Annotated in this window: 19 protein-coding genes and 1 tRNA gene; 1 reads left to right on the top strand and 19 read right to left on the bottom strand. The window is 72.4% G+C overall.

The window, feature by feature from the left end; translation table 11 throughout:
- Positions 1–138: 138 nt before the first annotated feature.
- From D2L64_RS09375 to eno, 15 genes are all read right to left on the bottom strand, one after another.
- Positions 139–990: a Bax inhibitor-1/YccA family membrane protein gene (locus tag D2L64_RS09375; RefSeq protein ID WP_119574399.1), complete on the bottom strand. Its 852-nt coding sequence runs from the start codon at positions 988–990 to the stop codon at positions 139–141.
- Positions 991–1,093: 103 nt separating this feature from the next.
- Positions 1,094–1,174 (bottom strand) — tRNA-Leu (locus tag D2L64_RS09370).
- A 234-nt stretch (positions 1,175–1,408) separates the two neighbouring features.
- On the bottom strand, positions 1,409–2,734 hold the full coding sequence (locus D2L64_RS09365) for an NAD(P)/FAD-dependent oxidoreductase (RefSeq protein ID WP_119574397.1): 1,326 nt from the start codon (positions 2,732–2,734) through the stop codon (positions 1,409–1,411).
- Between the two features lie 155 nt (positions 2,735–2,889).
- Positions 2,890–3,453, bottom strand: a complete 564-nt coding sequence (locus tag D2L64_RS09360) for a hypothetical protein (protein WP_407663068.1) — start codon at positions 3,451–3,453, stop codon at positions 2,890–2,892.
- A gap of 25 nt (positions 3,454–3,478) precedes the next feature.
- On the bottom strand, positions 3,479–4,849 hold the full coding sequence (locus D2L64_RS09355; RefSeq protein WP_119574395.1) for a DUF58 domain-containing protein: 1,371 nt from the start codon (positions 4,847–4,849) through the stop codon (positions 3,479–3,481).
- A gap of 6 nt (positions 4,850–4,855) precedes the next feature.
- Positions 4,856–5,863 (bottom strand): AAA family ATPase, encoded by a 1,008-nt coding sequence (locus tag D2L64_RS09350; protein ID WP_119574393.1) that lies wholly within the window; start codon positions 5,861–5,863, stop codon positions 4,856–4,858.
- Complete coding sequence (locus D2L64_RS09345) at positions 5,863–6,450, bottom strand: hypothetical protein (protein WP_119574391.1); 588 nt, start codon at positions 6,448–6,450, stop codon at positions 5,863–5,865. The genes D2L64_RS09350 and D2L64_RS09345 overlap by 1 nt, the downstream gene beginning before the upstream one ends.
- Positions 6,447–7,175: a DUF4129 domain-containing protein gene (locus D2L64_RS09340; RefSeq protein ID WP_119574389.1), complete on the bottom strand. Its 729-nt coding sequence runs from the start codon at positions 7,173–7,175 to the stop codon at positions 6,447–6,449. Before D2L64_RS09340 ends, D2L64_RS09345 begins: the two co-directional genes overlap by 4 nt.
- 76 nt (positions 7,176–7,251) lie before the next feature.
- Positions 7,252–7,992, bottom strand: a complete 741-nt coding sequence (locus tag D2L64_RS09335; RefSeq protein WP_119574387.1) for a uracil-DNA glycosylase — start codon at positions 7,990–7,992, stop codon at positions 7,252–7,254.
- Entirely contained in the window at positions 7,985–8,671 is a 687-nt protein-coding gene (locus D2L64_RS09330; protein ID WP_119574385.1) for a dienelactone hydrolase family protein, read from the bottom strand. The genes D2L64_RS09335 and D2L64_RS09330 overlap by 8 nt, the downstream gene beginning before the upstream one ends.
- A 154-nt stretch (positions 8,672–8,825) precedes the next feature.
- Positions 8,826–9,758, bottom strand: coding sequence for a Ppx/GppA phosphatase family protein (locus D2L64_RS09325; protein ID WP_119574461.1), 933 nt, complete (start codon positions 9,756–9,758; stop codon positions 8,826–8,828).
- A 363-nt stretch (positions 9,759–10,121) separates the two neighbouring features.
- The gene (locus D2L64_RS09320; RefSeq protein ID WP_119574457.1) at positions 10,122–10,634 is read right to left on the bottom strand and encodes an amino-acid N-acetyltransferase; all 513 of its coding nucleotides are present in this window, start codon (positions 10,632–10,634) and stop codon (positions 10,122–10,124) included.
- 23 nt (positions 10,635–10,657) lie between these two features.
- The gene (locus D2L64_RS09315) at positions 10,658–11,215 is read right to left on the bottom strand and encodes a DUF501 domain-containing protein (protein ID WP_119574459.1); all 558 of its coding nucleotides are present in this window, start codon (positions 11,213–11,215) and stop codon (positions 10,658–10,660) included.
- Positions 11,216–11,238: 23 nt separating this feature from the next.
- The gene (locus D2L64_RS09310; RefSeq protein ID WP_119574383.1) at positions 11,239–11,886 is read right to left on the bottom strand and encodes an FtsB family cell division protein; all 648 of its coding nucleotides are present in this window, start codon (positions 11,884–11,886) and stop codon (positions 11,239–11,241) included.
- Between the two features lie 30 nt (positions 11,887–11,916).
- Entirely contained in the window at positions 11,917–13,200 is a 1,284-nt protein-coding gene (eno, locus tag D2L64_RS09305; protein WP_119574381.1) for a phosphopyruvate hydratase, read from the bottom strand.
- A gap of 222 nt (positions 13,201–13,422) precedes the next feature.
- On the opposite strand from eno, the gene D2L64_RS09300 reads away from it, so the two are divergent.
- Positions 13,423–14,115 (top strand): hypothetical protein, encoded by a 693-nt coding sequence (locus tag D2L64_RS09300; protein ID WP_119574379.1) that lies wholly within the window; start codon positions 13,423–13,425, stop codon positions 14,113–14,115.
- Between the two features lie 85 nt (positions 14,116–14,200).
- On the opposite strand, the gene D2L64_RS09295 is transcribed toward D2L64_RS09300, so the two are convergent.
- The 4 genes from D2L64_RS09295 to mfd all read right to left on the bottom strand — a co-directional run bounded on the left by D2L64_RS09295 (position 14,201) and on the right by mfd (position 21,574).
- A complete protein-coding gene (locus tag D2L64_RS09295; RefSeq protein ID WP_119574377.1) occupies positions 14,201–15,820 on the bottom strand; it encodes a DUF885 domain-containing protein in 1,620 nt (539 codons plus the stop codon).
- A 178-nt stretch (positions 15,821–15,998) separates the two neighbouring features.
- Positions 15,999–16,985, bottom strand: coding sequence for a nucleoside triphosphate pyrophosphohydrolase (locus D2L64_RS09290; protein WP_119574375.1), 987 nt, complete (start codon positions 16,983–16,985; stop codon positions 15,999–16,001).
- A 2-nt stretch (positions 16,986–16,987) separates the two neighbouring features.
- The gene (locus tag D2L64_RS09285) at positions 16,988–17,767 is read right to left on the bottom strand and encodes a hypothetical protein (RefSeq protein WP_119574373.1); all 780 of its coding nucleotides are present in this window, start codon (positions 17,765–17,767) and stop codon (positions 16,988–16,990) included.
- A 117-nt stretch (positions 17,768–17,884) separates the two neighbouring features.
- Complete coding sequence (gene mfd / locus D2L64_RS09280) at positions 17,885–21,574, bottom strand: transcription-repair coupling factor (RefSeq protein WP_119574455.1); 3,690 nt, start codon at positions 21,572–21,574, stop codon at positions 17,885–17,887.
- Between the last annotated feature and the right edge of the window lie 138 nt (positions 21,575–21,712).

Genomic DNA, 21,712 nt, shown 5'->3' with positions numbered 1-21,712 from the left:
ACCACCACCCTGCGCCAGACCGCCCCCAACCACTGGACCATCGGCTGCTAACCCCCCCCGCCGCGCCCGCCCTCACCACGACGACGGCGTCCGTTCCCCGGTGGGGAGCGGACGCCGGTCGGTCGCTGGGCGGGTAGGTCAGTCGTCGCCCTGGAAGTAGCTCAGCAGGCGCAGGATCTCGATGTAGAGCCAGATCAGGCTGACCAGGATGCCGAACGCGGCGACCCAGGAGTAGCGCTGCGGCAGGCCCATCCGAACGCCGTCCTCGACCTCCTTGAAGCTGAGCACGAAGCTCAGCGAGGCGACGACGATGCAGACCAGGCTGAACCCGATGGCCAGCGCGCCACCGTCACGCAGGCCGGTGTTGACGCCGAACATCGCCAGCACGAAGTTGATCAGCATGACGGCGAACAGACCCGCCATCACCGCGATCAGACCCTTGGTGAACTTCGGCGTGGCCCGGATGACCCGTGCCTTGTAGAGCATCGTCATCACGAAGAAGACACCGAAGGTGGCGACCACCGCCTGGATGACGATGCCCGGGTAGCGGGCCTCGAAGAACTTGCTGATCGCACCGACCAGCACACCCTCGACCAGGGCGTACGCGACGACCAGCGCCGGGTTCGCCATCCGCGAGAACGAGATGATCAGGCCGAGCACCAGGCCGACGACGGCCGCGCCGATCCAGGCGACGCCAAGCAGCGCGTCCGGCACCAGGATCCAGGCCGCGGCGGCGGCTGCGCCGACGAGGGCCAGGAGGGTGACCGTCTTGACCACCACGTCGTCGATCGACATGGGGGTGACCGCCTGCGGTGCGGCCGGGAAGCCGGGCGCTCCGGGGTAACCGGGTGCGCCGGGGTAACCGGCCTGCGGCGGGTACTGCTGGGGGTAACCGGGCTGCCCGTAGGGCCCGGTCGGGGCGTACCCGGCGGCCCGCTCCCGCTCGGCCGCCTGGCCGAGCCGAGCAAGCACCGGGTTCGAAGTCTTCACTGTCTGGCCTCCCTAAGGGGGTCGTGGCACGTCAACGCGCGCTATAAGAGTAAACGGGCCGGACAGCCCGATGGACATCGGAAAGCTGAGGGAACGCTGAGAGTGCCCGGGGCGGGGGTCGAACCCGCACGCCTTGCGGCAGCCGCTTTTAAGGCGGCCGTGTCTGCCTTTCCACCACCCGGGCGGGTGACCGCGCCGCGCCGAAGCACGCGGTGCAGTGCCACGGTAACGGTTTCGGAGCCGGTGCGGCGTCCCGCGTCGGTCACCGTGCCCGGCATCCACCGGTACGGCGACGCCCTCGGTGCCAACGGCTCGTCGGCGGCACCGGGGGCGGACCTCCGGGGTGGGAGAGCGGGCCGCCACGCGCCGCCGGGCGGCGCGTGGCGGGCACCTCCTTACACCTGGGTACGGGGTTGGCCTACACCTGGGTACGGGGCTGGGACGCCTCGGCGAACTCCTCGCGTGGGTCGTGCAGCTGGCCGAGGGCGACCACCTCACGCTTGAGGACGAAGGCCAGCGTCCAGTCGACCACCACCCGGATCTTGCGGTTGAACGAGGGGATCCGGCTCATGTGGTACGTCCGGTGCATGAACCACGCCGGCCAGCCGGTCATCTTGATGCCGTACACCTGGGCGACGCCCTTGTGCAGGCCGAGGCTGGCCACGCTGCCGGCGTGCTTGTGCTTGTAGTCGACCGGCTGCCGGCCCCGGATCACGGCCACGATGTTGTCCGCCATCCGCTGGGCCTGGCGCACCGCATGCTGGGCGCTCGGCGAGCAGTAGTTGCCCGGCGGCTTGGTCAGGTCCGGTACCGCGGCACAGTCGCCGGCACTCCACGCGCCCTCGACCACCCGGTCGCCGTCGACCACCTGGAGGGTGGGCAGGCAGGTGACCCGGCGCCGGTCGTCGCGCGGGAAGTCGGTGGCGTCCAGCATCGGCGACGGCTTCACACCGGCGGTCCAGACGATGGTGTCCGCGCTGAAGCTGTCCCCGTCGGAGAGCTGGACCACCCCGTCGACGCAGGACTCCAGCCGGGTGTCCAGCCGGATGTCCATGTCCCGCTTCAGCAGCTGCTGCACCGTGTAGGCGCCCATGTCCCGGTCGACCTCGGGCAGCACCCGCTGGGTGGCCTCGACCAGCACCCACCGCATGTCCGAGGTCTTCAGCTCCGGGTAGTAGCGCAGCGCGTCCCGGGCCATGTCCTCCATCTCGGCGAGCGCCTCGATGCCGGCGTACCCGCCACCGACGAAGACGAAGGTCAGCGCCCGGCGACGTACCTCGGGGTCGGTCGTCGCGGCGGCCACGTCGAGCTGCTCCAGGACGTGGTTGCGCAGGTAGATGGCCTCACCGATGGTCTTGAAGCCGATGCCGTGCTCGTGCAGGCCGGGAATCGGCAGGGTCCGGGAGACCGACCCGGGGGCGACCACGACGTGGTCGTACGCGATCTCCCGGGGCGGGCCGATGATCGGCTGGACGGTGGCGGTCTTGCGGGCGTGGTCGATGCGGGTCACCGCGCCGGCCACCACGGTGCACTTGCGCAACTCGCGACGCAGCGGCACCACGGAGTGCCGGGGTGAGATGTTTCCGGCCGAGGCCTCCGGCAGGAACGGCTGGTACGTCATGTGCGGCTGGGGGTCGACGACGACGACCTCAGCCTCTCGGGAGCTGAGCTTCTTCGACAGGCGCAGCGCCGCGTAGAGACCGACGTGCCCGGCGCCCACCACAAGGATCCGCTTCGGATTCACGCCTACCATCTTTCCCCCACCGAGGGCGCTAATCCCGTTCGCGGCCCCCTTCTGTGACCGAGCACAACCTCACTGTGACCCGGGCAACCACGGCCTCTCCGGTCACCCGCGCCACCCCCGCAACCGGCGGCACAACGCCCCCGCCGAGCCCACCGTCACCTGCGTCGCAGCAGCCAGGCCAGCAGCCCGGTCAGGCCGAGTGCGATCGACAGGCCGACGATCGTGACGGCCTGCCGACCGGTGCCGTCGCCACCCGCCCGGGCCAGCTCCAGCAGCAGCACCCCGAGCACGGAGGTGGCGAGCAACACGCCCGCGGCGCGGGTGAGCCAACGCACCACCAGGTCCGGGTCCACCACCGCGTCGTACGGCAACACCGCCACCAGCGCGCAGAGCGTGTGGGTCAGGTACAGCGCGACCGCCACCGCCATCAGCCGCCACAGCGCGATCGGTCGGCCGTACCCGTCCGTCGCCAGCAGCCACCCGCCGACGGTGACCAGCGCGGCGAAGGTCGGCCAGAACCGGCGTGGCGCCACCGCGGGCAGCGCCGCGACCAGGACCAAAGCGCCCAACGCCTGCCCCGCGACGACCTCCGCGGGGTACGCCAGCAGCAGCCCCACCAGCGAGCTGAGGAAGATCCCGGAACGGACCAGCAGCGGGGTGAGTGCGATGCGGCCGGCCGCGGTCCCCAGCGCCCGAATCCGTCCGGCAACCGAATCGATCATCGACCCGCACTTCCGTTCACACTCACCGGCCACCGACCCGGGGGGCGGTGGCCAGCCGGGCCACGTCGCGCAGCACCTGGTCGAGGCTGCCGGCACCGACCCACGGCACGACCGGTACGCCGTGCTCGCGCAGCTGGGCGATCATCGTGTCCCGGTCCAGCCGCCAGAGCCGGTACGCCACCTCGGCCCAGCCCCGGTCCTTCGGCGGCGACAGGTCGGCCGGGAGGGTGTCCACCGCGACCACGAACCGCCCCGACCGGGCCAGCCGGGCCAGCATCTGCGCCGACTGCTCCTTCAACAGCGGGGTGAGCACCACCACCAGCGCGTCGGCGGAGAGCAGCTGCGGGCCGAACACCAGCTCGTAGGGCTCGCGCGGGGCGGACTGTGCCTTGACGTCCAACAGCCACTCCAGCACCGTCAGGTACTGCCGCCGGCCGGTGGCCGGCCGGACCCGCCGGGCACCCGGCCCGTACTCCAGCAGCGCCACCCGGTCACCACGGTGCAGGTAGTGCTCGGCGATGGCGGCGGCGGCCCGGACGGTGGTGTCCAGCACGGTCGGCGCACCGGTGACGCCACCGGAACGGCCCGCCTCGGCGAGCACGTCGAGCAGGACGACCACCTCGGCGTCGCGGTCGGAGAGGGTGGCCGCCACGTGCAGTTGCCGGGCGCGTAGCGAGACGCGCCAGTCGATCCGGCGCAACCGGTCGCCGGGGGCGAAGACGCGCACCCCGGCCAGTTCGCCGCCCTCACCCGGACGCCGCGAGTGGTGGGCACCGACCAGCCCGGCGGCCCGGGGCATCGCCTCGACCGCGTCGAACGGCTCGGTCTTCGGGTACACCCGGTTGACGGCTGGCTCGGCCAGCACCACCCGGGAGAGCAGCAGTCCGTCGGCGGCGGCGACCCGGACGCCCGCCGGGCCGAGTCGGTGCCGCCCCCAACGCAGCGCGGTACCGGTCAGTTCCAGGTCGACAGCGGTGCCGGGCGTGACCGAGGTCGCGTACGGCCGGTCGGCCACCGAGCCACGTCCGCCCCCGGCGGCGGCGCCACCGGCCAGGCTGGCGCGTTCGATCCGCAGCCAGGGCGAGACCCGGGTACGCAGCACCGCCACGTCGTACGGCACCGCATCCGGGTTGCCGACGCTGACCCGGCCGGTCAGCTCGCCCCCCTCCACCAGGTGCTCGTCCTCGGCACCGACCCACACCTGGGGTGCCTCGGTGGGCCGGCGACGCAACGCGTACGCGGTGCCGAGCGCGAACGGTGCGGCCAGCACGACCAGATCCACCCGGCCCAGCAGCACCGCGGCGATCAACAGCAGGCCGGTGAGCAGCACCGCCCGACCGAGTGCCCAGGTGGGCGCCCAGTTGGGCGGGGCCGGTCGGTCCGGGGTAGGCACGTCGGGTCAGTTCCCCTGCCGGCCGGCCGCGTAGCTGGGCAGCGCCCCGCTGGCCGGCGCGGGCGTGCCGTCGAGGACCTCGCCGACCACGAAGGACGGGTCGACCCGGCGCAGCCACATCTCCGGCCGCAGGGTGATCCGGTGTGCCAGCGCCGGTGCCGCCACCTCCTTGACGTCCTCCGGCACCACGAAGTCGCGACCGGAGAGCACGGCCCGCACCCGGGCCAGCAGCAGCAACGCCAGCGAACCCCGTGGCGAGGCGCCGACCAGCACCGAAGGGTGCTCCCGGGTGGCCGCGGTCAGCGCCACGATGTACCGGCCCACGGAGTCCTCCACCACCACGTCCTCCAGGGCCGCCTGCATCGAACGCAGGGTGGCGGCGTCCACCACCGGTTCGATCTCGGCCTCCTCACGGCGGCGGGCCATCCGACGGCGCAGCACCTCCCACTCCTCCTCCTGCTCGGGGTAGCCGAACGACACCCGCAGCAGGAACCGGTCCAGCTGCGCCTCCGGCAGCGGATAGGTGCCCTCGTACTCGATGGGGTTGGCGGTGGCGAGCACGTGGAACGGCTCGTCGAGTCGATAGGTGACGCCCTCCACCGACACCTGCTTCTCCTGCATCGCCTCCAACAGAGCCGACTGGGTCTTCGGTGGAGTCCGGTTGATCTCGTCGGCGAGCAGCAGGTTCGTGAAGACCGGCCCGGCCCGGAAGGCGAAGTCACCGCTGCGCTGGTCGTAGAGGAACGAGCCGGTGACGTCGGCGGGCAGCAGGTCGGGGGTGAACTGGAGACGGCGGAAGTCCAACCCGAGCGCCTGCGCGAAGGACCGGGCGGTGAGCGTCTTACCCAGGCCGGGCAGATCCTCCAGCAGCACGTGTCCACCGGCGAGGATGCCGGCGAGGACCAGTTCCAGCGCGTCCCGCTTGCCGACCACGACCTGGCCCACCGCGTCCAGCACCGTCCGGGCGAGGCGACCGACCTCGGTGGGGGGCATGGTCCGGCCGGCGTCGTTCATCAGATCTTCTCCAGTTCGGCGACGATCGCCGCGAGTTCGCGCGGCGATGGGGGGCGGCGGGGCGGGGCCGCCAAGAAGGCCCACAGCTTCTCGCCCAGCAGGGCGCGGGCCCGACCCGGGTCCGACTCGCGCGTCACACCGTGCTTGAGGCGCAACCGTTCGTCGGCCAGTTCGGCGAGGCGCGGCAGGATCACCTCGGTGAACCGACCCGGCCGCGTCTTCGCCCATTCCAGCGGCGTCTCCCAGCCGTTGATGGCGATCCGCAGCGCGTCCCGGGCGTCCCAGTTGTACGTGCCGTCCTCCTCACCACGGGGACGCGACGAGGACGACTGGGCGCCCTTCGCTGGCGGGTCCAGCAGGGCCACGATGCGACGTACCAGCAGCAGCGTGAGCACCGCGGCGACCAGGACCAGCAGGGACATCCGCAGGCCGACCGCGCGCAGCCCGGCGACGAGTACGGCGGTGGCGGCGGCGGTGACCCCGACGAGGCTCGCCACCGAGCGCAGTCGACCACCCCGGCGCTGCTCGGGCTGGACCGGCCGCTCCTCCTCGAAGCTGAGCAGGTCGTCGATGCTGGTCTTACTCATGCCGTCTCCTGCTCGACGGCGACGGTCAGTTCGCCGCGCAACCGGCGCAACGCGGCGCGGGCCTGGTCGCGGGTGCGTTCGTCGACCGGCCGGGTGGCGTACCGGGCCTCACGGTAGACGTCGGCGAACTCGGCCAGCACGTCGGCGCTGACGATCGCCGGCACCCCGGTCGAGGGGTCACCACGCAGCAGCCGGGTGACCAGGTCGGTGGGGGTGTCCCCGGTCAGTCGGGGTACGCCGGCCGCGGCCGCGGCCTCCTCCAACCGCACCCAGCAGGCGATCACCGCGGTACGCGGATCGGTGGCGCGATCGTCCAGTTCGACCAGGCCGGCGTCGACGGCCGCGACCACCTCCCGCGCGGTACCCTCGGCGCTGCGTCGGGCCGTACGCGCCGGCAGCGCCCGGGTGACCCGGCGGGACACGCCCCGCAGCACCGTCCAGGCCAGATAGCCGAGGGCAGCGAGCAGCGCCACGCCGAGCAGCACCAGCGCCGCGGTGCCGAGCCAGGACGGGATCTCGGTACCGGTCTGCTCCACGGTGTCCCGTGGTTCCACCGGAATCGAGGGGCGCGGTTCGTCGGTCGGGTACTCCAGCACGAACGGGGCGTCCCGCACGGCGGGTGGGATCCGGCTGGCGCCGATGGAGGAGTGGCCGGCGGCCAGGGCGGCGGCGGCGAGCAGGGCGGCCACCACCGTCACCGGCCACCACCTACGCAGCAGGTCCATCCGACCCACCTCCGGCCAGCGACACGAACGGCGGGCGAACACGCGTCCCGTCCGTCATCGCCACCGCCCCGCAGCTTCAGTCCGTCCCGGCCAACTGTCTCGCCTGGAGGAACACGTCGTCCAGCATCCCTGGTGTCAGCCGCCCGGTGAAGGTGTTCTGCTGGCTGACGTGGTAACAACCGAGCAGATCCGGAACGGCCGCGCCGGACCAGTGTGCCCCATGGCCGAACGCCGGTCGCGGGCTGGGCGCGGCGACACCGTAGACGTCGCGCAACACCGGCCACCACGCGGCCCAGGCGAAGGCGCCCAGCGCGACCACCACCCGCAGGGTCGGTCGGATCAGGGCGACCTCCCGACGCAGCCACGGTGCGCAGGTGTCCCGCTCGACGGGGGTGGGCTTGTTCTCCGGCGGCGCGCAGCGGACCGCGGCGAACACCCGGGTCTGCCGCAGCGCCAGTCCGTCGTCGACGGCCACGCTGGTCGGCTGGTTGGCCAGGCCGGCGCGGTGCAACGCGGCGAAGAGCACGTCACCGGAGCGGTCCCCGGTGAAGATCCGGCCGGTGCGGTTCCCGCCGTGGGCCGCCGGGGCCAGGCCCAGGATCGCGATCCGGGCCGCGGGGTCGCCGAAGCCGGGCACCGGCCGTCCCCAGTAGTCCTGGTCCCGGAAGGCGGCCCGCTTCGTCCGCGCCACCTCCTCCCGCCAGGCCACCAGCCGCGGGCAGGCGAAGCAGTCGGCGACGCCCACGTCGAGGTCGGCCAGGTTGGTCGCCCGCGCGGCGCGGGCGACGACCTCGGCGGGGGTACGCGACTCAGCCAAGCTTCGCCCGGAAGAGTTCGAGGCTGCGGGCCCAGGCGCTGGTGGCGGCGCGCTGGTCGAACTTCTCCGGCCGGTCCTCGTTGAAGAAGGCGTGCGCGGTGCCCGGGTAGTCGTGCAGCTGGCAGTTGCCACCGGCGTTCTCGATGGCCCGTCGGACCGCCTGCACACCCGGGTCGGTGGACGTGCCGTCCGCCTCGGAGCAGTGCACGAGCGCGTCCTTGCCGGCGTAGTCCGTCCACTCCGAACTCATGCCCTCCCAGGGCAGGCGGGGGTAGAACGCGGTGGTGGCGACGATCCGCTCGGAGTAGGTCGCGGCCCACAGCGCCAGGCTGGCACCGGCGCAGAAGCCGGCGCAGCCGACCTTGCCGGTGACCTCGCTGCGGCCGGCGAGGTAGTCGGCGGCCACCGCGATCTCCCGGGCCGCCTCGTCCATCTGCGGCCCGTTCAGCATCTGCCGGGGCTCGCTGGGCCGGCCGGCCGGCTGGCCGTGCCGGAAGTCCGGGGCGAGGGCGACGAAGCCCGCCTCGGCGAACCGGTCCACCACCGACCGGATGTGCGGTACAAGTCCCCACCAGTCCTGGATGACGATGACCGCGGGACTGGCCGTGCCGGTGGCGGGCACCGCGAGGTATCCATCACCCGTACCGCCACCACCACGGTAGGTAACCATCTCGCCCATCGGCCCGTCCTCCTAGCGGTCAGTCAACGTTGGCTGGTCGCCCAGTGGTCCTACGTGCCGGTAGCCTGCCATGCGGTGACTCCCGCCGGAAGATGCCGGAACAGTGGCATTCACCTCCCGTTCGCATCGGCGTGGTGCGCGGCCGGACGGCCGGTCAGCCGACCAGGCTCCAGGCGATGCCGTCGAGGATGTCGTGCTCCGAGGCGACCACGGATTCCATGCCGGCACGTTCCATGATCACGCGAAGCACCAGTGCCCCGGCGCCGATCACGTCGGCCCGACCCGGGTGCATCACCGGGATCGCCAGGCGCTCTTCGCGGGTCATCGCCAGCAGCTGCGCGGTCACCTCCGCCACCCGGTCGTACGACACCCGGGCGTGGTGGATGCCGGTCGGGTCGTACTCGGTGAGGCCCTGGGCGATCGCGACCACGGTGGTGACCGACCCGGCGAGCCCGACCAGGGTGGCGGCCTCCCGCCCGGGCACGGCGGTCAGCGCCCGGTCCACCGCCACCGTGATGTCCGCCTGCGCGGCGGCGATCTCGTCCAGGCCGGGCGGGTTGCCACGTAGGTGCCGCTCGGTCATCCGGACACAGCCGATGTCCATCGAGATCGCCGCGTGTACGCCCGCGTCGCGGCTGCCGACGACGAACTCCGTCGACCCTCCGCCGATGTCCACCACCAGGTACGGCGACCGCACGTCGGCGGGCAGCCCGCGCACCGCCCCGGTGAACGAGAGCCGCGCCTCCTCGTCGCCGCTGACCACCTCCGGCGGTACGCCGAGGGTCTGCTCCACCATGGCCCGGAACTCGGCGGCGTTCTCGGCGTCCCGGGTGGCCGAGGTGGCGCACATCCGTACCCGCTCGGCGCCCAGCTTCTCGATCTCGGCGGCGTAGTCGGCGAGCGCGATCCGGGTCCGTTCGATCGCCTCCGGGGCGAGCCGGCCGATGGCGTCCACGCCCTGCCCGAGTCGGACGATCTCCATCCGCCGCCGCAGGTCGACCAGGGGGGCGGTCGATCCCGCCGAAGGGTCGGGCAGGTCGGCGACCAGCAACCGGATCGAGTTGGTCCCGCAGTCGATGGCGGCCACACGTGTCGTCACGTCGGTCACCCTACCGTCGCGATCAGCGCCGAACGCCGACTCGGCGGCCACATCCCGCCAGGCCCGGCATCGCCGGGCCGGGGAGGCCCGGGCCGAGAGCAGGTCCGTGGACAGGCGTGATTTCACCATGAAATTTGATTTCACCCTGAAATCATCGTCCTGAAGACGATCGCCGCCCAGACACGCCCGGCCACGGTGCCGGCGCCGACCCGGCGCAAGCGTGACGGCAACGGCTGCCGCGGTCACCACCAGAGCGAGCTTCCCGCTACAACTCTGCTCATGGGAATCGATCTCATCAGCGCGCCCCGCGGAGGAGGCCCCTCAGCTCCACTGCGACGAGATCAGGTTCACTCAGAGGCGCAGCAGCATCCGGGTGTTGCCCAGGGTGTTCGGCTTGACCCGCTCCAGGTCGAGGAACTCGGCGACACCCTCGTCGTAGGAGCGCAGCAGCTGTTCGTAGACCGGATGCGGCACCGGCGCACCGTCGATCTCGGTGAAGCCGAACGAGCCGAAGAAGCTGGTCTCGAAGGTAAGCACGAAGATCCGGGCCACGCCCAGTTCCCGGGCCGCCTCGATCAGTTCGGCGACGATCCGGTGCCCGATCCGCCGCCCCCGGTACGTCGGGTCGACCGCCACGGTCCGGATCTCGGCCAGGTCCTCCCACATCACGTGCAGCGCGCCGCAGCCCACCACCGTGCCGTCGGTGGCCCGGCTGGCCACCCGGAACTCCTGCACGTCCTCGTAGAGCGTGACGGTCGCCTTGCTGAGCAGCCTCCGGTCGTCGGTGTAGGTGTCCACCAGGCGACGGATCGCCCGCACGTCGGCGGTGCGGGCTCGCCGGATCACCACGTCGTCGGCCACCACCGCGTTCGGGGCCTCCTCGGTGCTCACTCGGTCTCCGGCACGTCGACGCACCGCCCGGCCGCCCACCAGGGCTCCACCAGGTCGAGGGTCTCGTCACCGAACGGGTTGACCCCGGCCCCGGCGCCGAGCGCGTGGCCGAGATGGACGTGCAGACACTTGACCCGGCCCGGCATCCCCCCGGCCGACACACCGTCGATCTCGGGCACCTCGGCGATCGCCTCCCGACGGGTGAGGTAGTCCTCGTGCGCCGCCCGATACCGGGCGGCCAGCTCCGGGTCGGTGGTCAACCGCTCCGCCATCTCGCGCATCAACCCGGCCGACTCCAGCCGGCTGCACGCCGCGGTCGCCCGCGGGCAGGTCAGGTAGTACAGCGTCGGGAACGGGGTGCCGTCGGCGAGCCGGGGCGTCGTCTCCACCACGTCGGGCAGGCCGCACGGACAGCGGTGGGCCACCGCCCGGGTGCCGCGCGGCGGGCGTCCGAGCTGCGCGGCCACCGCGGCCAGGTCGGCCTCGGTGGCCGGCTCACGCTTCGGCGGGGGTACGGAGGCCGCCGCCGGCTCCTGCGGTGGTACGACAGTCACGGTGCCATTCTCTCGGTCGGTGCTCACTCGTCGAGCTGCGAGTCGGTCTGGGCGGCGGGTTGCGCGGCGTCGGCGGCCCGCACGCTCGACCAGAGGGTGTCGTACCAGGCATCGGGGAGCTCCGGCGTGCTCGGGCCGCCGTCGGTGCCGGCGTCCCGGGCCGCACCGGCCGGATCCTCCAGCAGGATCACCATCTTCTCGCCGGGCCGGTGCATGAAGAACCGTTCCCGGGCCTTCGTCTCGATGTACGCCCGATCCTGCCACTTCTCGGCCTGGGTGGTCAGTTCGGCGATCAACTCCCGCTGGGCGGCCTGCGCCGCCTCCATCCGTTCGATGTCGGCCTGCTGGTCGAGGTAGACCCGGACGGGATAGGTGTAGGCGAGCGCCAACGCGATCAACACCGCGATGAGCACGGTGGCTCGGCCGGTGAGACCTCGGGATCGGGGTGCGGCCAGCCGGGTGACCCCGCCACCGGCCGCCCGCCTGGCGGCGGGTCGCTTCGCGGAGCGTACGCCCTCGGCAGCCCGGCTGGCCGACGGTGCGCGACCGGCGGCCCGCGACTCCGCGCGGACGCCGGTGTCGCGTACCGTGCTGCGGCTCGCGGCGGGCCGACCGGTACGACCCGGCCGGCGGGCCGGACGCTGACCACCCGGCGTGCGGCGCTGCTGCATCACACCCCTCCCCCGAGGTCTCGCATCGGCTCAGGCGGAACGGTAGCGCGGGAAGGCGCCCGCGCCGGCGTACCGCGCCGCGTCGGCCAGCTCCTCCTCGATCCGCAGGAGCTGGTTGTACTTGGCCACCCGGTCCGACCGGGCCGGCGCGCCGGTCTTGATCTGGCCGCAACCGGTGGCCACCGCCAGGTCGGCGATGGTGGTGTCCTCGGTCTCGCCGGACCGGTGGCTCATCATGCACTTGAAGCCGGCCCGGTGGGCCAGCTCGACCGCGTCCAGCGTCTCGGTCAGCGAGCCGATCTGGTTCACCTTGACCAGCACCGCGTTCGCCGCCTTCTCGGCGATGCCACGGGCGATGCGCTGCGGGTTGGTGACGAAGAGGTCGTCGCCGACGATCTGGACCCGGTCGCCGATCGCGGCGGTCAGCGTCTGCCAGCCGGTCCAGTCGTCCTCGGCCAGCGGGTCCTCGATCGACACGATCGGGTACGCGTCGGCGAGCTTGGTGTAGTACTCGCTCATCTCCTCGGCGGTCTTGGCGACCCCCTCGAAGGTGTACGAGCCGTTGTCGAAGAACTCGGTCGCCGCCACGTCCAGGGCGAAGACGATGTCGGTGCCGAGCCGGTAGCCGGCCTTCTCGACCGCCTCGGCGATCAGGTCCAGCGCGGCGGCGTTGGTCGGCAGGTTCGGGGCGAAGCCGCCCTCGTCGCCGAGGCCGGTGGAGAGGTCCTTCTTCTTCAGCACCGACTTCAGGGCGTGGTAGACCTCGGCACCGGAGCGCAGCGCCTCGCGGAAGCTGGGCGCGCCGATCGGCGCGATCATGAACTCCTGGATGTCGACGTTGCTGTCGGCGTGCGCGCCACCGTTGAGGATGTTCATCATCGGCACCGGCAGCAGGTGCGCGTTCGGTCCGCCGAGGTAGCGGAAGAGGCTCAGGTCGGCGCTGCCGGCGGCGGCCTTGGCGACCGCCAGGGAGACCCCGAGGATGGCGTTGGCGCCCAGCTCGGCCTTGTTGTCCGTGCCGTCGATGTCGAGCATCTTCTGGTCGATCACCCGCTGCTCGCTGGCCTCGTAGCCGATCAGCTGGTCGACGATGCGGTCCTCGATGTTGGCGACCGCCTTCTCCACTCCCTTGCCCAGGTAGCGGCCCTTGTCACCGTCGCGCAGCTCGATCGCCTCGAAGGCGCCGGTCGAGGCGCCGGAGGGCACCGCCGCCCGGGAGATGGTGCCGTCGTCCAGCCCGACCTCGACCTCGACGGTGGGGTTGCCCCGCGAGTCCAGGATCTCCCGAGCCTCGATTACCTCGATGGTTGCCACTGAGTCGCTCCTCGTTCGTGTGGTCTCGTCCGCTATGGGCCGCGACGGTGCGGCTGAGGCAGGTGTTGAACGCAGCGTATCGGTCCCGGCCCTTCCGTACCTCGGCCGGGCAGGCGCACGGCCCACGTTCCGGGTACGGACGGGTCGGACATTCCCGGATTCTCGTGCGTCAACCGGCAACGAGTTTGCACGAGCGGGACCTGATCGACCAGGCTTGGCGCCATGCCCGCCGCCTCGACCACCCTCCGAACGCTCGCCGTGTCGGCCATCGCGTTGCTCACCGTCACCGGCTGTCAGGCCCTGGACGACGCGGGACGGGCGATGGGGCGGGCCGACATCGTCAACGACCTGGCCGCCCGGATGGACCGGGCGCTGGAGCTGACCTACTCGGCGGAGTACCAGTTCGGCGGTGGGCAGCGGGCGCTGATCACCCAGGCCCAGGACCCGGCCCGGTCCGCGTACGAGTGGCCGGGCGGGAAGTTGACCGTCACCGCCGAGGCGACCACCCACTGCGAGACCACGGCCGGTCGGCCGGTCTGCACCCTCGAGGCGCCGCCCGCGCCCAACGCGAAGCCCTCGGTGGTCGTCTTCGCCGCCGCCGAGCGGGAGGGTCTGGTCACCCCGCCGATGGTGATGGGGTTGCTGACCAGCGCCGCCCTGGACCCGGGCGCGGTCATCACCCAGCGCGACAGTACGGTCGCCGGCTACCTCGCCACCTGCGTCGACGTACGCCAGCAGGACGACCACTTCTCCGCCTGCGTGACCGGGGAGGGTGCGCTGGGCAGCTTCACCGGCCGGGTCGCCGGGGAACCCGTGGAGCTGGCGTTGAGCCAGTTCCGGGAGCAGGTCGACGGCACGGCCTTCGACCTGCCGGCGAACGCCGGGGTCGTCGACCGTCGCCCGGCCGATTCCTGACGACCGGCCGATTCCTGACGACCGGCCGATTCCTGACGACCGCCGATTCCCGACGCCCGCCGGTGCCCGGCACGGTTGCCGGGGCTCACACCCCCAGCAGGGTGCGCAGGTGCCGCGGCGACGGGCAGTCGTGGGCGAGCATCTCGTCGTGCCAGTCGCGTACCGGCACGTCGGCCGGGCGGGCCGCGGCGATCTCGGCCACCTCGCTGTAGCCCACGAAGTACGTCGACAGCTGGGTCGAGGTGAGCAGCGACCGGCGCCACTTGCCCGCCGCCTCACCCTCCTCCTGGAATCCCCGGCCGGTCAGTAGCGCCATCGCCTCGGCCTCGGGCAGTTCCTCGGCGTGCACCAACTGGTCGAGCAGCGCGTTGAGGGTCATCCGCAGCTGCATCTTGAGCTGCTGCAACCGCACCGGCAGGCCACCGAAGCCGCGCTCGACCATCAACTGCTCGGCGTAGACCGCCCAGCCCTCGACGAACGGGCCGGAGCGGGTCAGCGCCCGTACCCGGGTGGAGCCGACGTACCGCCGGGCGTGGGCCAGTTGGAGGAAGTGGCCGGGCATCGCCTCGTGCACCGTCAGATTGCGGATCATGTGGTCGTTGTACTCGCGGTAGAACGACTCGACCCGGCTCGCCGGCCAGTCGGCCGGGGTCGGCGCGATGCAGTAGAACGTGGGCAGGTCGGCGGTCTCCAGCGCACCGGGGGCGTCGCAGTAGGCCACCGCCACACCCCGGGCGAACTCCGGCATCACCTGGATGACGCACGGATCGTTCGGCACGGTCACCAGGTCGTGGGCGCGGACGAAGTCACTCGCCTCGTCCATGGTGATCGAGGCGAGGTCCACGATGGTGTGGTCGTCCGGGTGCTCGGCGGCGAGCAGGTCCAGGGCCCGGCGTACCGTCTCGTCGTCGGCCGGGCCACCGACCAACTCCACCGCCGCCGCGCGGATCTCCGCACCGACCCGGTCCAGGTTCGCCCAGGCCCGGCGTTGGATCTCGGCGGCACCCAACTCGGTGTCCAGCGCGTACCACAGCCGGGCCTCCCAGCGCCGCCGGCCCAGGCGCGGGTCGCGGCCCGGCCCAGGATCGGCGGCCAGCCCGGCACGCAGCCAGGCGACGAACTCCTCGAGGGCCGCGATCGCGCCGGTGGCCGCCGGTTCGACCCGATCCAGCAGCGCGGGCGCCTGGGCGAGCAGCGCCGGCACCTCGTCGCGGATCAGTGCCGCCGTCCCGGTGAACTGCCCCACCGCGGTCTCGGCGTGGATGCGCGGCACATCACGCAGCGTGGTGCGGGCGGTGGCCAACGCGTCCGGAATCGCGGCGAGCCGACCGGCGAGGGCGACCAGCCGCTCCTCGGCGGGCGCGTACGGCCGGGCGAGCAGCCCGTGCAGCAGCGGCCCGGGGTTGTGCGCGAGCGGGTTCCACTCCCGCTCCCGGATCTCGGTCAGCTCGAACAGTTGCCGGTCGACCAGGGTGGCGAGCAGCGCGTGGTCCACCTGCTCCGCGACGTCCAGGGCGTCCGGGTCGATCTCGCACAGCACGCTGGCCGCGTCCACCAGCATCGCCCGGTCCGCCGCGACCGCGTCGTCCGACAGATCCGGCAACCGGTCGTCGTACCGGTGGTCCCCCACCGCGCTGGCCACCCCCGGCCGGCTGGCCAGCAGCGCCTCGACGATCCGCTCCCCCACCACCGCAAACCGTTCCACCCCCCGACCCTAACCACCCATTCCACCCCACCGCTCCGCTGCCCACAGGTGCCCGCTTCGCCGGTCGGGAGGTTTCCGTTCCGGAAACCGTCTCGGCACGACGCGAACTGCTGGACCAACCGTGCCGGCGGAGGCCGGGCGGGCTGGGTGGGGGGCGGGTTCTGGGGTGGGGGTCGGTTCAGGCTGGGGGGCGGGGGATGGAGGACTCGGCGGCGCGGATGGATTCGGCGTGCGCGAGGGTGGCGCGACGCAGGGCGGTCTCCGGGTCCAGGCCGGCCGCGCGGGCCTGCGCGACGGCGGCCAGCAGGGTGCCGCCCAGGGCGGCCTCGGCGTCCGGCTGCGCCTCGGGCAGGGGTAGCGGCAGGTTGAGACCGACCCGGGCGGCGCGCTCCAGGATCTTCGCGGCCAGGGCGAGCGCGGGCTGGCTCATCGCGATGCCGTCGAGCACCGAGTCGCGGGACTTCTCGGCCTGCTTGATCCGCTCCCAGTTCGCGGTGATCTCCGCCAGGCTGCCCGCCTGCGCACCGGCGAAGACGTGCGGGTTGCGCCGGATCATCTTGTCGACCAGCCCGCCGGCCACGTCGTCGACGGTCCACCGCTCGCCCTCGGGCAACTCCTCGGCCAGCCGGGCGTGCAGCACCACCTGGAGGAGCACGTCGCCCAGTTCCTCGCGCAGCGCGTCGGTGTCGCCGACGCTGATCGCGTCGTACGCCTCGTAGCACTCCTCGAGCAGGAAACCGGCCAGACTCTGGTGGGTCTGCGCCCGCTTCCACGGATCACCGCCGGGTGAGAGCAGCCGATCCAGCACAGCCACCGCGTCGAGCAACCGGGCGCCCGGCGGATCCCAGGAGCCGTACATCAGCTCCAACTCCGCCAGCGCCGGCTCCCGGGCCAGCCGCAGCCCCAACTCCCGGGCCAGCGACTCGTCCCCGGCCGGACCGGCCAGCCAGACCACCGTGCCATGGGCGGCCACCGCGTCCAGCAGCGCGGGCACCGGCGGCCCGTCGGGCACCCCCACCTCGGCGCCGGCCACCCGCAACGCCGTGGTCAGCTCGCTCTCCGCGGCGGTCAGCACCGGTGCGGAGCGTACGACGTCCCAGGCGGCCGCCGTGAGCAGACCGGCCGGCAACCGGGGTGAGGTCACCAGCAGGACGATCCGGGGCATGCTCAGCCGTCGGTCGGTACGGCCGGCTCGGTCGGCCGCGGCTTCGGCGTGGAGATGTCGGTGACCGGGCCGTCCTGGTTCAGGTAGGGCAGCCCGTAGAAGATCAGGTTCTGGCCGTTGCTCACCACCGACGGCACGGACAGCGGCTGGAACCGGGGGTTGATCGAGGTGTCCGACCGCTCCGCCTCCTCCTGCAGGGCCACGCTGAGCGCCGCGCCGTTACGGATGAAGCCACCGTCGCCGAAGATCTGCCGGACCTGCTCCACGGGCAGCCCGGCCTCCAGCCCGGCGGGCGCCTGCAACGCCTGGTAGACGGCCAGCACCGCGGCGTCGCTCAGCTCCGGCTGCGGCAGCTGCTGGCCGAGCGCCTGGGAGAGGTCCGCCCACTCGCTCCACAGCTTGGTGTACTCGGCGGTGGCCGGCACCCGCAGCCCCTGCTGCAACTGCTCCGGCTGGATCTGGTCGGGCACCGCGATGTTCTTCTCGGCCGCCACCCGCTTGCCCAACTCCAGGCTGACCAACAGGTTGACCACGTCCTGTCGGGTCACGGTGGTGCGGAGGTGCTCCGGCTCCGGGGTGACGCCCGCCTGGGCCGCCTCGCCCCGGACCGCCTCGCCGAACTTCTCCTGCGCGTCCTCGTAGATCTCGTCCACCCGACTCACCGAGTAGGTGGTGTCACCCACGTACGCGGCGACATCGGGGGAGGACTTCCCGCAGGCGGCCAGGGAGAGGACACCGAGGGCCGCAACGCTGGCGGCGGCGACAAGACGGCGAACACGCATGCCGGCCACTCTCTCATGCCCCACCGGTCCCGCACCCGACCACCCCGGCCCACCCCCTCCGTTGATCATGAAGTTGTTACCCGCCCACGTCGGCGTGTCGGGACAACAGGTTCATGATCAACGGGGTGAGGGGGTCGGGGTGGCGGGGGCGCCGAGGACGTCGGCCAGAAGTTGGGCGCACCAGTCGAGCAGGGGCTGGTCGCGGAGGGGGTCTCCGCCGATCCGGCGGGTCGTCGGCCTAGGGACGCTTACCTGGTCGAGGGCGGACTTGTAGACGGAGTCGGGGTGGTAGCGCTTGAGGCGCAGCTGCTTGGAGTCGGGCAGCGGCAGCGGGCCGAACCGGATGTGCTTGCCCTGCATGCTGACGTCGGTCAGGCCGTAGCGGCGGGCCAGCAGCCGGAACCGGGCCACCGCGAGCAGGTTCTGCACCGGGGCGGGCGGCTCGCCGTACCGGTCGGTCATCTCGGCCGCGACCTCGCGCAGCCGCTCGTCGTCGCGCGCCTCGGCGAGCTTGCGGTACATCTCCAGGCGCAGCCGTTCCACGCCGACGTAGTCGTGCGGCAGGTGCGCGTCCACCGGAAGATCGATCTTGACGTCGGTCTCCTCCTCGGGACGCTCGCCCTTGAACGCCGACACCGCCTCGCCGACCATCCGCACGTACAGGTCGAACCCGACGCCCTCGATGTGCCCGGACTGCTCGCCGCCGAGCAGGTTGCCGGCGCCCCGGATCTCCAGGTCCTTCATCGCCACGTACATGCCGGCGCCCAGCTCGGTGTGCTGGGCGATGGTGGCCAGCCGCTCGTGCGCGTGCTCGGTGAGCGGTTTGTCCGGCGGGTACAGGAAGTACGCGTACGCCCGCTCCCGGCCCCGACCGACCCGGCCCCGGATCTGGTGCAACTGGGCCAGGCCGAGCAGGTCGGCCCGCTCCACGATCAGCGTGTTGGCGTTCGGGATGTCGATGCCGGACTCCACGATCGTGGTGCAGACCAGCACGTCGAACTCCTTCTCCCAGAAGCCGACCATCACCTTCTCCAGGGCGTCCTCGCCCAGTTGGCCGTGCGCCACCGCCACCCGGGCCTCGGGCACCAGCTCCCGCAGCCGCCGGGCCGCCCGCTCGATCGACTCCACCCGGTTGTGCAGGTAGAAGACCTGACCGTCGCGCAGCAGCTCGCGGTGGATGGCGGCGGCCACCTGCCGGTCGTCGTACGCCCCGACGGCGGTGAGCACCGGGTGCCGCTCCTCCGGCGGGGTGGCGATGGTGGACATCTCCCGGATACCGGTGATCGCCATCTCCAGGGTGCGCGGGATCGGGGTGGCCGACATGCTCAGCACGTCGACCGCGGCCCGCATCGACTTCAGATGCTCCTTGTGCTCGACGCCGAAGCGCTGCTCCTCGTCGACGATGACCAGCCCCAGCGACTTGAACCGGGTGGCCGAGGCCAGCAGCCGGTGGGTGCCGATGACGACGTCGGCGGTGCCGTTGGCCACCATCTCCAGGGCCTGCTCGGACTCCTTGGGCGTCTGGAAGCGGGACAGCTGCCGGATCGTCACCGGGAACTGGCTCATCCGCTCGGCGAAGGTGTTGTAGTGCTGCTGCACCAGCAGGGTGGTCGGGACCAGCACCGCGACCTGCTTGCCGTCCTGCACCGCCTTGAACGCCGCCCGTACCGCGATCTCGGTCTTGCCGTAGCCGACGTCGCCACAGATCAGCCGGTCCATCGGGATGCTCTGTTCCATGTCCCGCTTGACCTCTTCGATGGCGGCGAGCTGGTCCGGCGTCTCCTGCCAGGGGAAGGCGTCCTCCAACTCCCGCTGCCACGGGGTGTCCGGCCCGAAGTTGTGGCCCTTGGACGCCTTGCGCGCGGCGTAGAGCTGGATCAGCTGGGCGGCGATCTCCTTGACCGCCTTACGCGCCCGTGCCTTGGACTTCTGCCAGTCCGAGCCGCCCATCTTGTGCAGCGTCGGCTGTTCGCCGCCGACGTACCGGCTGAGCTGGTCGAGCTGGTCGGTGGGGACGAAGAGCCGGTCGCCGGGCTGGCCGCGCTTGCTCGGGGCGTACTCGATCACCAGGTACTCGCGGGAGGCGCCGTTGACCGTACGCTGCACCAGCTCCACGTACCGGCCGATGCCGTGCTGCTCGTGCACCACGTGGTCACCGGCGCGCAGCTCCAACGGGTCGATGGTGTTGCGCCGCCGGCTCGGCATCTTGCGCATGTCGCGGGTCGAGACACCCCGACCACCGGTCACGTCGTTGCCGGTGAGCAGCACGAACCGGGCCGCCTCGGCGACGAAGCCACCGGTCAGGCTGCCGCAGGTGACCAGCAGTTCGCCCGGCGCGGGCGCGGCCGGCACCTGCTCGGTCAGCCGCGCGCCGAGGCCGCCGTCGCGGAGCACCTCCACCGCCCGCTGGGCGGGACCGTGCCCCTCGAAGACCAGCGCGATCGACCAACCCTCCCCGGCCCACCGCTTCAGGTCGTCGACCACTCGGGCGGTCTCGCCGTGGTAGAGCGGGGCGGGCTGGGCGGCCAGGCTGACCGCGATCGCGTCGTCGGGGGTCACGTCGACCGCCGTCGGCTCGTCCTCCCACGGCTGCCGGGTCGCGGCCGGACCCGCCGGCTCCGCCAGACCGAACGGGGACAGCGTCCACCACGGCTGGCGCAGCGTCGCGGCGTGCGCGCGTACGTCGGCCAGGGTGCGGAAGGCGGCGGCGCCGAGGTCGATCGGGGCCTGCCCACCGACGGCGGCCGCGGCCCAACTGGCCTGCAAAAACTCGTCCGAGGTACGCACCAGGTCGTGCGCGCGGGTGCGGATCCGCTCCGGGTCGCAGAGCAGTACGTGGGTGCCCGCCGGCATGCAGTCCAGCAGCAGCTCCATCGAGTCCCCGCCGATCAGCGCCGGGGCCAGCGACTCCATCCCCTCGACCGGTACGCCGCCGGCCAGCTTGTCGAGGATCTCGGCCAGCTCCGGATGCTGCCCGGCCAGCACGGCGGCCCGCTCCCGCACGGCCGGGGTGAGCAGCAGTTCCCGGCAGGGTGGCGCCCAGAGCTGGGCGACCTGCTCGATGGTGCGCTGGTCGGCCACGGCGAAGGTACGGATCTCCTCCACCTCGTCGCCCCAGAACTCGACCCGGGACGGATGCTCGTCGGTGGGCGGGAAGATGTCCAGGATGCCGCCGCGCACGGCGTACTCGCCCCGCTTGGTGACCAGATCGACCCGGGCGTACGCCAGGTCGGTCAGCCGGCGGGCGACCTGTTCCAGATCCGCCTCTTCCCCGGCGGCCAGCCGCACCGGTTCCAGGTCGCCGAGCCCCTTGAGCTGCGGCTGCAACACCGACCGGACCGGCGCGACAACCACCCGCAGTGGCCCGGTGCTCCCCTGCGCGTCGGTGGCGTCCGGGTGGGCGAGTCGGCGCAGCACCGCCAGCCGCCGGCCGACCGTGTCGGAGCGTGGCGACAGCCGCTCGTGCGGCAGCGTCTCCCAACTTGGGAAGATCGCCACCTGCTCCGCCGGCAGCAGACTGCCCAGCGCGGCGACCAGGTCCTCGGCCTCCCGGCTGGTGGCGGTCACCGCCAGCACCGGCCGCCCCGCACCGCCGCCAACCGCACCCGACACCTCGACGCCCGTTGTGGCCGCGGTGCCCTCGGCCGGCTCGGCCGCGACGGCGGCGACCGCGAACGGGCGCAGTGCCGGCGGGGCGGTCAGGTCGAGGCCGTCGACCTGGGCGGCACCGGAGCGCGCCAGGTCACGGACCCGGGCCAGGCCCGGGTCGGCCAGAGCAGCGGCGAACAATCCGGTGAGCGCAGTCATGATCACTTCCGAGGCAGGGCACGACGATGGCGACGGCACGACGATCACCCCTCGTCCATCCGGACGGGGGGGGTTCCACCTTCCGACACTATCTCCCCGGCCCGACGATCCGCCCCGTCCGCTCCGGTAGCCACGCGC

This window comes from Micromonospora radicis (genome assembly GCF_003583405.1).
In the GTDB taxonomy this organism is placed as follows: domain Bacteria; phylum Actinomycetota; class Actinomycetes; order Mycobacteriales; family Micromonosporaceae; genus Micromonospora; species Micromonospora radicis.
The sequence above is the reverse complement of the archived record's forward strand: the minus strand, read 5'-3'. Positions and strand labels throughout refer to the sequence as shown.

Bases quoted from the DNA above. Each gene is read 5' to 3' on its own strand.
- D2L64_RS09340 (WP_119574389.1), bottom strand. From the start codon at position 7,175: ATGGACCTGCTGCGTAGGTGGTGGCCGGTGACGGTGGTGGCCGCCCTG.
- D2L64_RS09290 (WP_119574375.1), bottom strand. From the start codon at position 16,985: ATGCCCCGGATCGTCCTGCTGGTGACCTCACCCCGGTTGCCGGCCGGT.
- mfd (WP_119574455.1), bottom strand. From the start codon at position 21,574: ATGACTGCGCTCACCGGATTGTTCGCCGCTGCTCTGGCCGACCCGGGC.
- D2L64_RS09350 (WP_119574393.1), bottom strand. From the start codon at position 5,863: ATGAACGACGCCGGCCGGACCATGCCCCCCACCGAGGTCGGTCGCCTC.
- D2L64_RS09310 (WP_119574383.1), bottom strand. From the start codon at position 11,886: ATGCAGCAGCGCCGCACGCCGGGTGGTCAGCGTCCGGCCCGCCGGCCG.
- D2L64_RS09330 (WP_119574385.1), bottom strand. From the start codon at position 8,671: ATGGGCGAGATGGTTACCTACCGTGGTGGTGGCGGTACGGGTGATGGA.
- D2L64_RS09300 (WP_119574379.1), top strand. From the start codon at position 13,423: ATGCCCGCCGCCTCGACCACCCTCCGAACGCTCGCCGTGTCGGCCATC.
- D2L64_RS09345 (WP_119574391.1), bottom strand. From the start codon at position 6,450: ATGAGTAAGACCAGCATCGACGACCTGCTCAGCTTCGAGGAGGAGCGG.
- D2L64_RS09285 (WP_119574373.1), bottom strand. From the start codon at position 17,767: ATGCGTGTTCGCCGTCTTGTCGCCGCCGCCAGCGTTGCGGCCCTCGGT.